The following is a 13,661-nucleotide window of genomic DNA, read 5'->3' on the forward strand; positions in this document are numbered from 1 at the left end:
GAAGTCATAGAAAAGGAGCTGCTATCAAATGGAATGGATGGAACGATTGAATGAGGCAATCGCATATATGGAAGAGCATATGCAGGAGGAGATCAGCTTTGAGGAGGTCGCAAAAATTGCGTGTACATCCTCCTATAATTTTCAGCGGATGTTCTCTTATATGACCGGTATTTCCCTATCGGAGTACATACGCAGAAGAAGGATGAGTCTTGCAGCAGAGGAATTGCAGCAGGGGACGGATAAGATTATAGATATTGCATTGCGTTATCAATACGCATCTCCAACCGCTTTTAATCGGGCATTTCGCTCTGTCCATGGCATTGCACCATCTCAGGTGCGCAATGCACAGGCTGCCGTAAAGCTGTATCCGCCGCTTCACTTTCAGCTTTCTATCGCAGGAAGCAGGGAATTGAATTACAGAATTGTAAAGAAGGATGCCTTTCGCGTTGTCGGAGTTTGCCATGAGCTGGAAAAGGAGCTGGAGAAAAATTATGAGGTGGTTCCCAATCTCTGGCGGACAGCGGCAGAAGATGGAACGATTGCAGACCTTTCTGCACATATCGACGCAAAGGAGCCAAGCGGTCTGTTGGGAATCAGTATGTGTCAGGATTATAAGGACTGGAAGTTCTGGATTGGAGTGGCGAGCGAAGAACCGCTGAACGGATATGAAGAAATTCAGCTACCTAAGGCATCCTGGATCGTTTTTCAATGCGAAGGAACGCATGCGTCCATTCAGGAGCTGGAGCGCAGAATCTGGACGGAATGGTTTCCATCAACCGGCTATCAGTATGTAAACGGACCGGTGATGGAGGTCTATCTGGACCCTGATCCTAGCTCCTCAAGGCTTGAGATGTGGCTGATGATCACTGACATGTGAAAAGCACGCAGTATCGGACAGAGAAAGAGAGGATAGAAAGGACATAAATTTATATACTAATACCATACAAAGCAGGAGGAATCAAATATGAGCGAACCGTTTCATATCGTAGAAAGAGAAAGCTTTCGTGTTGCAGGCTATTGCATACATACGACAAATAAGAGAAAAGAAGGACAGAAAGCAATACCCCGGCAATGGGAGGAGCTTCAAACACAGGGACAGCAGAAGGAATTGATGTCCCATATGAATCAGGAGCCCTTTGGTCTGTTTGGTATCAGTGTTTATAATACAGCAGCAGATGACAGTCGTAAATTCGATCATTGGATTGCTGTTTCCAGCGATCATGCAGTTACAGGGGAGCTGGAAGAATATATCGTGCCCGCTGCAACCTGGGCAGTATTTCCCTGTACATTGGATACCATCGGAAAAACAGAGGTGCAGGCAATCATGAAATGGCTACCGAAATCTGATTACAAGCCGCTGAATTCCGGATACATCACCGGAAGGATGAAAGCAAAGGCGCCGGATATCACATATTACGGAGAAAATGATCTGGTTGAGGTATGGGTGGCAGTGGAAAAGAGATAAAAAAACTGACAACTAACAGCTTATCGATGCATGAGGAATTCTTACTTTATGCATCTTTTTATTTAAGCCGGGGGGACGTTAGAGTGTTAGGAACGGTTAAGTCTATCATAATTCATACTAAAAATTTCCAATGATTGACGATGGTTTCAGCATCCGCTATAATCAAACCATAGAGAAGGCAGTCAAAGCATAATTAAGCAAACAGATAAAAGCCAATCATCTTCTTGTTACTTCTCATTGCAGCAATAGAATCACAGCGCTATTTGTCTGTTCAGGCTTTATATTGTGTTAAAATGAAGTGTGCGACAATTATGAAGATAAAACAGCCGATGTGATATGAAGGAGGTACTAGGATGCATAAATTAGAAAAAAAGGTAATTCTGATCGATGTGGACGGAACGCTGGTGGATTATGAAAATCATCTTCCGCCTTCCGCAGTCAAAGCAATACGTATGGACAGAGCACTAGGACATCTGGTTTATATCTGTACGGGTAGAAGCCGCAGCGAGGTGTATGACGAAATTTGGAATATCGGTCTGGATGGTATGATTGGTGCAAATGGCGGATATATTGAGCATCACGGGGAGGTATTGTTTCATGCACATTTAAAAAAAGAACAGTGCAGTGCAATCGTAGACTGGCTGCATAGCCGCAATCTGGAATTTTATCTGGAAAGCAATACGGGTTTGTATGCCAGTGAACATTTTGAAGAAGCGGGAGAACCCGTTATGCAGAAATATATGCAGCGCAAGGGAAACGGGCAGGAGAATATCCATATATGCGCACAGTATCCGGATATGGTGTTTGGAGAAAATCTGTATCGGGAGGATGTGAATAAAATCAGCTTTATTCTAAATTCCTATGCAGATGTGACTGCCGCAGCGCAATGCTTTCCGGATCTAAAAATCAGCACCTGGGGTGGCAAGGGAGAAACAGCTCTTTTTGGTGATATCGGAATACAGGATATTGACAAGGCAACAGCGATCTCTCTTCTGCTGAAGTATCTTCATATGGGGCAAAAGGATACGATTGCTTTTGGAGATGCGGCGGTGGATATTCCTATGTTGGAATACTGCGCGTTGGGTATCGCAATGGCTAGTGGAGGTAAGGAAATTAAAGCCATGGCGGATGATATTACAGCTGCCGTGAATCAGGATGGACTATATAAGGCATTTTTAAAATACAATTTACTTTGATGCACTGATAATACGGAAAAGATATTGCACCCATCTGCTATCTGTTTGTTTACACTGGAAACAAATCACTACAGTCTCTTCTGCAGACAAAAACAGAATGTCAATTTTTATACAAAGAGCTGCGGGTTTCATCTGTGTAGAAAAATAATGGATAGTGATATGGAAATGGCAAGCTTTTATAGAATTGATCCTTTGAGGTCTCCTCTTTCCGCGCAACTTTGGCGGGAGATGGAGCCTTTTTACGTCAGCGTGGGCAAATGCATTGACAGCACTCCTTTACATGCATATACTGTTGTTAGTTAGATGAAGATAACTTTTAACATCAAAGGAGGAGTCACAAATGAAGCTTGTATTGATTCGTCACGGAGAGAGTGAATGGAATAAATTAAACCTGTTTACCGGGTGGACAGATGTTGATCTGAGTGAAAAAGGACATGAAGAGGCCAAAGCGGCAGGGAGACTGCTGAAGCAGGAGGGATTGGATTTTGATATCTGCTATACCTCCTATTTAAAAAGAGCTGTGCATACACTGGATCACATTCTGGATGAAATGGATCGCACATGGCTTCCTGTTGTAAAGTCCTGGAAGCTGAATGAGCGACATTACGGTGCTTTGCAGGGCTTAAATAAAGCGGAAACCGCTGAAAAATACGGAGAGGAGCAGGTCAGGGAGTGGCGGCGTTCCTACGATATCCTCCCACCGGCGCTGAACCAAAACGATGCGCGAAGTGCTGTTGCACAGAGTATGTATCGGGATGTGAATCCGAATGAGCTGCCGAGCAGTGAGAGCCTGGAAACGACGGTTGCACGAGTAGTGCCGTATTTCAACAAGGTCATTAAAAAGGATATGATGGCAGGAAAACGCGTCATCATCGCGGCACATGGAAATTCTCTGCGTGCATTGGTGAAATATTTTGATAAGCTCAGCGAGGAGGATATCGTAAATGTGAATATTCCAACAGGTGTTCCGCTCGTGTATGAATTTGATGCACAGGGCAATCCTTTGCACCATAGATACCTTGGTGATCCGCGGCTTTTAAAGCAGAAAATGGAGGCTGTTGCCAATCAGGGAAAAAAAGCAATCGGCGTGTAAAGGAAAACAACATGATCATATGCATAGGGAAAAGAGATCCGCTTAATACCGTAGGGGTACAGAACCAATCATTTCATGTATGTCTTCTTTTTACAATTCACATCCCCTGCCCTCTGGTATAATAACTGCATTCACAGGGAGGTAGCTGTATGAAATACATGGGAAGCTTATATGCAGTAGATGATAAAGAACGCACGATCGCTTTTTATAAGGAGGTGTGCGGTCTGCGCGTGATACAGGATTTTGGTACAAACTTCACGATGACGGGAGGTATATCCTTTCAGACGAGAGAAAGCTGGAGTGGTTTTCTGGAGAAGCAGCCCTCGGATATTCATTACGGCGGCAATGATGCGGAGATTTATCTGGAATGTGAGGATCTGGACGCTTTTGTAAAGCTGTTAAACAGTCGAACGGATACCAAACTGCTTCATCCTGTAAAGGAGCATGACTGGGGACAAAGAGGCATTCGCTTTTACGATCCGGACATGCATATCATCGAAGTCAGTGAACCACTGCCTGTTGTCGTCAGCCGCTTCACACAGCAGGGGATGAGCCCCTCGCAGATATCTGAGAAAATGGGGTTGTCTGAACGCATGGTGAACCGCATGCTGAAAAGGCACGAAAAAAATTCATAGTATGAAGGCTGTCCAGCGGCAGTCTTTTTTGCATAAGAAAATCAAAACTCGTTCGAAAGCTCAGGATTGCGTATTGCTGATAACCCGGATGCAGGAAATAAAGCACAGGACATAGTGAATAGCTGAATGAAAAAGGATACATAAACGCAGATACATAGGGGTCAGCTGCATGCGGGAAACAGAAGTGTATAAATAAATGAACGATGAAAATGACAAGAAAAGAAAACAAAAAGCCGATACCTGCAGGAAATATCACCTGCCGCACCGGCTTTTTCATAACCTCTATTACATAATCACAGGAATATAAGCGTTGGACCGCGGCAATCATTATCTGGCTAGAATATGCTTTTCCAGATACCAGGCTACACCGTCCTCTTCGTTGGAAATTGTCTGGGCATCCGCATGGGCAAAGGTATCCATGGTGCCGTTGCTCATCCATACGCCGTGTCCAACTTCCTTTAACATTTCGTTGTCATTGCTTGTATCACCAAAGGCAAGCACCTCATCCATGGTAATTCCGATATCCGCACACAGTTGACGAAGCCCGCTGGCCTTATTCACCCGCTTATCCACGAATTCAAACAGGGTGGGATCGGAACGAAAGGCTGCACAGGTTGAAAGATTAAGCTTTCTTGCACGCTGTTCCACCATATCCATATCCTCCGGCCGACATTCCACAATCAGCTTCTGTCTAGGCTGATTACAGAGCGCATACAAATCTGTGATCTGTTCATCCTCGTGATATAAGGCAGCCTTTGCACGGGTTGCTTCAGTTCCCTTGTTCACATAGCGCTTTTCCTTTTCAAAAATCCAGAAGCGCACCGGCATATCCCGATATTGATCCATAATATGCTTTAACAGTTCTCCGTCTATGGTATAAAAGTTTTTCTGTGCATCCTTTGCTTTATCATAAATGCACCCGCCGTTCATACCGAGTACATAATCCACAAGCTCCTCCATTTCCCATTGCTTGATGAGGGAGAGAATCGGATACAGCGGCCTTCCACTGGCAATCGCAAAGGACATTCCCTGTTCCTTTGCTTTGCGAATGGCGTCCTTATTTATATTGCTTACAAACTTCTGCCCATTTAACAGCGTTCCGTCCAAATCACTAACAATCAGTTTATATTTCATAATCATCACCTGCGGGAATCATACCATAAAATAAGATAAAGGAAAAGATGACAAAGCAGGTCTATTGTTATATCCGCATGATGACTGTGTATTCTTTGTTATGTTCGGTTGACAAATTGCTACCCTGCATGGATAGCATTTCCTCCTGCATTCCTGTTTAGTATAGTCATACGATGAGGTGATGAGGATGAAGGATATCGTGATAACAAATGCTATGCAGGGAAACCTGAAATGGGCTTGATGCGTAAGCAATGCTTTTGTGCTCTTTACAAATCAAAACGGATAAATAATTTTTTTAAGTCAGAAATGAAATGACAATGCTTAAGGGAAATGATATAATGACAAAAATATAATTGAAAATGAGAGGAATTTAGAAATGAAGTCAGTTTTACTAATAGGACAATCAAATATGGCAGGGCGTGGATTTTTAAACGAGGCTACGCCAATATATAATGAAAATATTTTCATGCTAAGAAATGGCAGATGGCAAATGATGGCAGAACCTATCCACTTTGACCGGTCAGTTTCCGGTGTTGGACCGGCGGCGTCATTTGCACAGGCATGGTGCAACGCAAATAAAAATGAACAAATCGGACTTATCCCTTGTGCGGAAGGAGGCAGTTCCATCGATGAATGGGATAAGGAAGGTGCTCTATTTCGCCATGCAGTCAGTGAGTCAAAATTCGCCATGGAAAACAGTGAGTTGATTGCAATTTTGTGGCATCAAGGAGAAAGCGACAGTCATAGCGGAAAATACAAAAATTATTATCAAAAACTTAATGTTTTAGTTAATTCGTTCAGAAAAGAACTGGAAGCTTTGGAAGTTCCGTTCATTGCTGGCGGTTTAGGAGATTATTTAGGTAAGTCTGGATTTGGAAGAAGCTGCGTAGAGTATGACTTGATTAACCAGGAATTACTCAAATACGCAGAATATAACAGAAATTGTTATTTTGTAACAGGGGAAAAATTATATCCTAATCCAGATGGTATCCATATCAATGCAGAGTCTCAGAGAATACTGGGTATTAGGTATTTCAAAGCTTACCAGACCAAATCAAATGTTGTAGAGCCGTTAGATAATGAAGCGAACATGGTAAAGGAATTGTGTGAAAGAGAATACACTATAGCAGAAAAAAGATATATAACACTAGAACAATTTACATTAGGAAAAAGTTCCATGGAAGAAGTGTTGAAATTTTTAAAGTAGAGACATAACTTCCAGTTTATGTAGGAAATAAGCTGAAAACCTCACAAACCCACGGTATGATCCGCCACGGAGGTGGCTGCAAGGCATTAGCTAAGCTGGCGTGAGGGGTGATTTCCTTTGTCGGTTCGGCGATTCCAGAAACAAAACGACTGAAACAGTTTAGCAGTCTTTGTGGTATTGGTGTAGAGTCTGCTGGGAGGAAGCGTATAGCCAATTGCACAGCAGCCCTTTGATACTGCCAGTGATCTGATTGACTGGACTTCTGCCTGTTAATTGTTAAAGGATATGCGGTATCACAGCTATCTAAAAAAATGAGAAAATAAAGCAGGCAGGTAAAAGAAGGCGTTTCCTCTTTGAGATTGTCAAGGAACAAGCTTACATGCTATTTTATCTTTTGCTTTTCATGATGGTGTATCCTGTTCATTTTTGAATAAGGGGCAAACAGCAGCTTTCAGCATTTTCCGGTTTGGAATACCGGAAAAGAAAAGAGCGATACAGATTTCTGATTCTAGTTGGATTGAACAGGCGGTGAAGGAATGAATTCAGCACTGCTGTTTATGAAGGAATGTATATAAAGGGAGGCTTATCGTGATGTGAAGAAACAATGTGGAAGGAAGGCGGTAACATTATGAAACGGCTATGGGAAGCAGGTGCATTGTTGAATAAACGGTATTTTCTATTCATTATCCTGCTGCATAGTGCTGTATGTGCGATCATCGTACAAAATGGCCTGGCTTTTGTCCTGAATCTCGGGCTTGCTTATTTTGTACGCGGTTTTCTGTCACTGCATTTCATCGTCAATGGTGTGGAGTCTTATAAACCCACGCGTAAAATTGGTCCCTTTTACATATTGGGTGATGATCATTATATTTTTTACGGTTATCCGTTTCGTCGCCGTATTTCTCCTGTAACCGGCTATCTTGTTAACTTTGGAATCGCGTTTCTCCTATATCTGTTCTCCATGAGTCAGCTGCTTTTACGCAAATATGAGAATATCTGGCTGGCCTGTGCAACAGGTGTTTTACTGGGGACTGTCCTTGGCTTTTTAAAGATTTCAATGCAGGCAAATCATGCATATCAGGAAAATATGAAAACGGCCAAACAGATGTTTATGGAGCATTATGGTAATCTGAAAGAATTATCTAAAATTGAAAAATACCGTCAGCTGAATCCCTCCACCTATTATGAAACAAAATGGATGAAGGAAATGCTGCATACAGATAGTGAGGAGGGCAGGGATGGCTAGCTTCTGCACACTGTCCTTTTTTTCTTAAGGCCCTGGATGTGTGAAACATTATACTCTGCTTTTTATAAGAAGGTATTATAAACGGTAAGCTGCTGTTTGGATTTCATAAAGATAAGTACCTGTTTCATAAATATGATATATATAGGCTAAAGTACCTCTGCAATCGCTGTTATACTGATACAGGGTGATGGCAATGAAACAGGGTAAATTGAAAATATTCTTCGGATATTGCGCAGGCGTGGGAAAAACCTATGCCATGCTGGAGGCTGCTCATGAGCGGAGGCGGGAAGGCATGGATGTGGTTATCGGCTACATCGAAAAGCATGATCGATTAGATACGATTGCATTGATGCAGGGACTGGAGTGTATAGCGTTAAAAGCGATTATGTATCATGGGATTACGCTGGAGGAATTTGATTTGGATCAGGCATTGCAGCGGCATCCGCAGCTGATACTGGTTGACGAGCTTGCGCATACGAATGTACAGGGGGCCCGGCATCCCAAGCGCTACAGCGATATACAGGAGCTGCTGCATGCAGGAATTGATGTGTATACGACTGTGAATGTACAGCATTTGGAAAGTCTGCAGGATGTGGTTGCAGGTATCACCAGAGTACAGGTACAGGAGCGTATTCCGGATGCTGTATTTGATGAAGCAGATCAGGTGGAGCTGGTGGATATTGAACCGGATGAGCTGCTTGAACGTCTGAAAAGGGGGAAAATCTACCATAAGACTGCCGCACAGAAGGCGATGCATAATTTTTTTGTAAGAGATAATCTTATCGCACTGCGTGAAATAGCCTTGCGCCGTTGTGCAGACCGGGTGAATAAGCGGGTCAGTTTAAAGGATCGCAAGTCCACACGGGAGCATATCCTTCTCTGTCTTAGCCCGTCCCGCAGCAATGCATTGGTCATCCGTACCGCCGCACGCATGGCAAGTGCTTTTTTCGCAGAGTTCACGGCACTGTATGTTGAAAATGTAAACGAGGAGCCGCTTTGTCGCGAGGATTTGGAACAGCTGGAACAAAACCGCCGTCTGGCGCAGCATTTTCATGCAAATATCGTATCTGTGGCAGGAGAGAATATTGCACAGCAAATCAGTGAATATGCCAAAATCAGCGGAGTTTCCAAGATTGTTATCGGCCGTTCCTCCCCCCGTCCGCACTCCCGTGCGAGAACCCTGATCGATCAGCTCACTCTGCTGGCTCCCGACCTTGAAATCTATATCATTCCGGACGCAAATGTGGAGCCTGTGAAAAGGAAACGGCATAGGCTTACACATGCACATGTATTCCGTCATCGCGACTTCATGCTTACGGTACTCCTGTTTCTGGGAGCGACCGGGATCAATTTGCTCATGTACCATTTTCAGCTTCCGGAAGCAAACATCATCATGGTCTATCTTTTGGCAATCGTTCTGATTTCCTATAACACCAGCTCCAGTGTTTACGGACTGGGTGTTTCTCTGCTGATTGTTGCCGTATTCAATTTCTTTTTCACAGCACCCCGCTTTTCCATGGAGGCATATGATCCGGCATATGCAATGACCTTCGCCGTCCTGTTTATCGTTTCCTTTATCATCAGTACCCTGACTCGGACAATGCGTATGCAGCTCAAGGTAAATGCCATGCAGGCACATCGCATGGAGCTGTTGCTGGAGACCTCCCAGCAGCTGCAGCTGGCAGAGAATATGGCACAGCTGGGTGAGGAGGCAGTCCGGCAGCTGTATAAGCTGCTGAACCGTACCATCATCATTTACAGTGTAAGGAATAAAACCCTGCAGGAGCCGATCATTTATCATGAACATTTAAATGAAGAAGAGGAACAGAAATATCTAACTGAGAATGAACGTGCAGTTGCACAATGGGTGTTAAAAAACAATCGCAAGGCCGGTGTTTCAACCAGTACGTTGCCGTATGCAAAGGCCCTGTATTATTCGATCCGGAAGAAAGATCGGATTTATGCTGTGGTCGGAATCGCCCTGCAGCAAAAGGAGGTATTGTCACCGTTTGAGCGCAGTATGCTGGCAACCATGCTGAATGAGATTGCTTTGGCAATGGATTCCATGCGCAAGCAGAATCACAGAAGAGTGAATCGCTAATATGTAATTAACAGGGCAACAGAACGAAAAATCGGTTGTCGGTTTATCGCTTTTGGAAGGCAGGAAAGAGGAGGTTTAAAAAAAACTTCCTTTTTTATATCCGGGATTTTGCTGAATTCCTGCACATAAGTCCTTGCTTTGCTTTGAACTTGCGGAAAGCATGGAAAACGCATGACGCAGCTTGCCTTGGATGATATAATAGGCATGGAATGCCGCTATATTGCATAGGAGGCGGTAGCTGTACATGTGATCCGTGTTGATACCGATGCGCATAATAAGGGGATGCAGTATATTTTACAGTGAGATGAATGTCTATATTGCGGCACTGTGATTTTCCAAAATGGTCCCAAGCTTGCCTAGGGGCTTATGTTTTCGGAAGATTGTATCTTACAGACATGACATTGCATGAAAAGCAGCAGGGGGGGCAGCTTATAGAATTGATGCGAAAGTATGTGAAAAAAAATCCGTAAGCTGTATGCTTGCGTTCGGGTGTGCTGAGCGCTGAATGAGTCAGGATTTGATACGCAAAGGTTTACAGGCAGTAGGGGTACTGTGGAGGTAATCACGAAGAAGTGTAAGGCAGGGTGAAGGATATTGAAAGAGAATTCGTTACGCATGATTTTGAAAAAAAGGGCAAGACAGCTGAAGCAGGATTTGCCGATTATCTATCTGGTATGGAAGGATAGGGATACGCCGGTGTTAGCGAAGGCACTTGCGGCTATGACGGCGGTATATGCACTTTCTCCGATTGATTTGATTCCTGATTTTATACCGGTGCTTGGCTTGCTGGATGATGTGATCCTGTTACCGGCACTGATTGTATTGACCTGTAAACTGATCCCCGATGAAATCTGGGAGCGAAATCGTTGGCTATGCGAAGACATACAGGAGAAGAAGCAAAGGAAATGGTATTATGCGGTTCCGATTGTCGTCATATGGCTGCTGATGATCTGCCTGATTGTTAAAGCGGTGCTCTAGGATGGCTTCTGGCCTTGATATAGAAATATATCGGTTACCTGTAAATGAAAAAGGAGAAGTGAAGGATGTACACTAGGTTTGAGGATACACAGGAAGCGGTGATCAACCCGTAGGATATTGTAAAAAGAAGAGCGGATTGTCCAAAGGTAGCTGTAACCTGCTTCGCACATAATCTGATTGCATATGCAATAGAAAAATACCAAGCGCAGGTTTATGATTATCTGCATACAACCAATGGTGATAAACCAATATATGTGTGCAAAATTGAAAGTCGTCGTATTGCTCTGTTTATGAGTGGAACTGGAGCCAGTGCTGCAGTGAATGAATATGAGGAATTATTTGCCCTCGGAATAGAAAGCATCGTTGTGTTTGGTACCTGTGGTGTGCTGGATTCATCAATCAAGGACTGTGCAATCCTCCTTCCAACGCTTGCTTATCGTGATGAAGGAACAAGCTTTCATTATGCACAGGCAAGTCAGACAATCGCAGTCAATGTAAATACGCATACTCAGATGAAGCAATTCTTTCAAACACATGCGATCGCTTATCGGGGAGCAAAGGTATGGACTACAGATGGATTTTATCGTGAAACGAGGAACAAGGTTGAACGAATGAAGGCGGCCGGTTATACCTGTGTGGATATGGAGTGCTCGGCATTGGCTGCCCTTGCTCAATTTCGCAGGAAAAGGATAGCACAGTTTTTTTATCTAAAAAGCAGGCAAAATACCCCCATCTCAGTGGCCGATGAACAGGTGGGGGATGAATGCAGCCATATTTCATCCTTGTTTTCTTTCTGTTTTTCACGAATCTTTCCTTAAATTTCTCTTGCGTTCGTGGTATAATGATGCCAACAAAAGGAGGGTTTCCAATATGAAATCATATCGTACATATTCTAGTATCCTATCTGCTAATCATCCCCAAAACCCCCGGCTTTTCTGCTCTTACGCATCGTGCTAAAAATCTGTACAACGTTGCTTCGTTCTATATAAGAAATGCGTACAGTGCTTCCATCAAATCAAATGAGGATCGCTTTCCACATGAGTTACAGGTCCTGGAAGAACTCAATGGTGTCGTTGATGAATTGAATGTCATACGGCAAAAGCATCATAGCACACCAATCCACATCATTGATCATGATCATCGCTTTGTTTCCATGCAGCATCTGGATGGTTTTTTTAAATTGCGTGACCAGATCGATTACCGTGCTCTTCCTGCGCAGGCAAATCAGAATGTTTTGCATATGCTGTATCGTGACTGGAAAAGCTTTTTTGCTGCTTTAGCTGATTACAAAGCACATCCAGACAAATATGAAGCAATCCCCCATATCCCTCGATATGCAGACAAAGACGGTTATAAACCCTTGATCTTTACCAATCAGATATGCAAACTGAGAAAAGACAAACATGGTTGGTATGTAAAGTTTCCTAAGGCAGTGCTGCAGGCAGGGTGTGTACGTGATCGATATGATCTTGGTAAGATGGATCTGCATGAACAGAAGCTGAAGGAAGTACGTCTGATTCCCAATGGAGATACTATCAAGCTTGAAATCGTATGCGAGATAGAAATCAAGGAACCGACGATTACAATCCATGAGGCAACCAGAGTAACCGGCATTGATATTGGTGTCGATAATCTGATGGCGATTGCGTTTACGAGTGGACACCACCCTGTGCTGATAAAAGGAAATGAAATAAAAGCAGTCAATCAATTCTACAACAAACAGATCGCACATTACCGTTCACTGCTAAGAACTGGAAAGAAGGATAGCAAAGGGATCCATCAAACAAAACGAATGAAACGTATCAGCGAAAAGCGAAATCGACGTGTAAAGGATATCCTGCACAAGGCATCAAGAAAAATAATAGATCTATGTGTGGAGGAAGGAATTGAAGTTATCGTCGTAGGGAATAATGCGGGTTGGAAGAAGCGTATCCATATGGGGAAGAAGAACAATCAGACATTTGTGCAGATACCGTTTCGTACGCTGATCGAAATGATCAAATACAAAGGAGAAGCGGCAGGGATCAGAGTAGTGGTCTGTGAAGAAGCAATACAATCGAAGGCTAGTTCCATTGACGAGGATCAAATACCAGTCTATGGAAATGATGTAACACACGCTTTCTCAGGTAAAAGAATCAAGCGAGGATTGTACAGAAGCAAAAACGGCATTCTAATGAATGCCGATATCAATGGGGCAAGCAATATCATACGAAAAGTATATCCATGTATGCCAGAGCGAGAGCGATGGAGTAGAGGTACGGTGAACGTACCAGTTACGTGTATCTGAACACGAACAAAAAGTTTTGATGAATGTGCAAGCATTTATTGGAAGCCGCTTGCTCTATAGCTGGCGGTAGTTCACTCAGCAGATAATCTCGATCAAAAGCAATGGGATAAACGAAGTCTGGGAAATGCTGAAAACATCGAAGTAAAGAAGAATATTGTCGATATCGCAATGCAGCTGTCTCTGTAGCTTGCAAGTGAGTAAACGTGGTTGTTAAATGGAATGTAATAATGACTAATTGCTGTACATCATATTTATATATCCTAGCGGTCAACACTCTTTCATAGCTTTCATCATTTAGCTGTCAGATAGATATGCAGTT

The 13,661-nt window shown here is 43.3% G+C and carries 13 protein-coding genes; 11 read left to right on the plus strand and 2 right to left on the minus strand.

Translation table 11 applies throughout. The features are described from left to right. The first annotated feature begins 28 nt into the window (after positions 1-28). The 5 genes from G4D54_08405 (at position 29) to G4D54_08425 (ending at position 4,389) form a co-directional block, all read left to right on the plus strand. The gene (locus G4D54_08405) at positions 29-877 is read left to right on the plus strand and encodes an AraC family transcriptional regulator (protein QJA02440.1); all 849 of its coding nucleotides are present in this window, start codon (positions 29-31) and stop codon (positions 875-877) included. An 87-nt stretch (positions 878-964) separates the two neighbouring features. Beyond that, positions 965-1,465: an AraC family transcriptional regulator gene (locus G4D54_08410; GenBank protein QJA02441.1), complete on the plus strand. Its 501-nt coding sequence runs from the start codon at positions 965-967 to the stop codon at positions 1,463-1,465. A gap of 353 nt (positions 1,466-1,818) precedes the next feature. Then, positions 1,819-2,661, plus strand: coding sequence for a Cof-type HAD-IIB family hydrolase (locus G4D54_08415; GenBank protein ID QJA02442.1), 843 nt, complete (start codon positions 1,819-1,821; stop codon positions 2,659-2,661). Between the two features lie 340 nt (positions 2,662-3,001). Beyond that, positions 3,002-3,754 carry a 2,3-diphosphoglycerate-dependent phosphoglycerate mutase gene (gene gpmA, locus G4D54_08420; GenBank protein ID QJA02443.1) on the plus strand — a complete coding sequence of 251 codons (753 nt, stop codon included), beginning with the start codon at positions 3,002-3,004 and terminating at the stop codon, positions 3,752-3,754. A gap of 149 nt (positions 3,755-3,903) precedes the next feature. Then, positions 3,904-4,389, plus strand: coding sequence for a glyoxalase (locus G4D54_08425; GenBank protein ID QJA02444.1), 486 nt, complete (start codon positions 3,904-3,906; stop codon positions 4,387-4,389). Between the two features lie 327 nt (positions 4,390-4,716). Here the strand turns inward: G4D54_08425 and G4D54_08430 are convergent, their stop codons facing one another. Then, positions 4,717-5,523: a Cof-type HAD-IIB family hydrolase gene (locus tag G4D54_08430; GenBank protein ID QJA02445.1), complete on the minus strand. Its 807-nt coding sequence runs from the start codon at positions 5,521-5,523 to the stop codon at positions 4,717-4,719. Between the two features lie 376 nt (positions 5,524-5,899). On the opposite strand from G4D54_08430, the gene G4D54_08435 reads away from it, so the two are divergent. The 5 genes from G4D54_08435 to G4D54_08455 all read left to right on the plus strand — a co-directional run bounded on the left by G4D54_08435 (position 5,900) and on the right by G4D54_08455 (position 11,873). After that, the gene (locus tag G4D54_08435) at positions 5,900-6,730 is read left to right on the plus strand and encodes a sialate O-acetylesterase (GenBank protein ID QJA02446.1); all 831 of its coding nucleotides are present in this window, start codon (positions 5,900-5,902) and stop codon (positions 6,728-6,730) included. A gap of 628 nt (positions 6,731-7,358) precedes the next feature. After that, positions 7,359-7,976, plus strand: coding sequence for a hypothetical protein (locus G4D54_08440; GenBank protein ID QJA02447.1), 618 nt, complete (start codon positions 7,359-7,361; stop codon positions 7,974-7,976). A 193-nt stretch (positions 7,977-8,169) separates the two neighbouring features. Next, positions 8,170-10,077: a sensor histidine kinase KdpD gene (locus tag G4D54_08445; GenBank protein ID QJA02448.1), complete on the plus strand. Its 1,908-nt coding sequence runs from the start codon at positions 8,170-8,172 to the stop codon at positions 10,075-10,077. Between the two features lie 615 nt (positions 10,078-10,692). Then, entirely contained in the window at positions 10,693-11,055 is a 363-nt protein-coding gene (locus G4D54_08450; GenBank protein ID QJA02449.1) for a DUF1232 domain-containing protein, read from the plus strand. Positions 11,056-11,309: 254 nt separating this feature from the next. Continuing rightward, complete coding sequence (locus G4D54_08455) at positions 11,310-11,873, plus strand: nucleoside phosphorylase (protein ID QJA02450.1); 564 nt, start codon at positions 11,310-11,312, stop codon at positions 11,871-11,873. Between the two features lie 224 nt (positions 11,874-12,097). Here the strand turns inward: G4D54_08455 and G4D54_08460 are convergent, their stop codons facing one another. Continuing rightward, positions 12,098-12,295 (minus strand): hypothetical protein, encoded by a 198-nt coding sequence (locus tag G4D54_08460; protein QJA00895.1) that lies wholly within the window; start codon positions 12,293-12,295, stop codon positions 12,098-12,100. Between G4D54_08460 and tnpB the strand changes: the two genes are divergently transcribed. Beyond that, positions 12,209-13,342: an IS200/IS605 family element transposase accessory protein TnpB gene (gene tnpB, locus G4D54_08465; GenBank protein QJA05178.1), complete on the plus strand. Its 1,134-nt coding sequence runs from the start codon at positions 12,209-12,211 to the stop codon at positions 13,340-13,342. The two genes, G4D54_08460 and tnpB, sit on opposite strands and share 87 nt — an antisense overlap. Positions 13,343-13,661: the final 319 nt, after the last annotated feature.

The sequence above is a fragment of the [Clostridium] innocuum genome (assembly GCA_012317185.1).
GTDB classification, from domain to species: Bacteria; Bacillota_I; Bacilli_A; order Erysipelotrichales; family Erysipelotrichaceae; genus Clostridium_AQ; species Clostridium_AQ innocuum.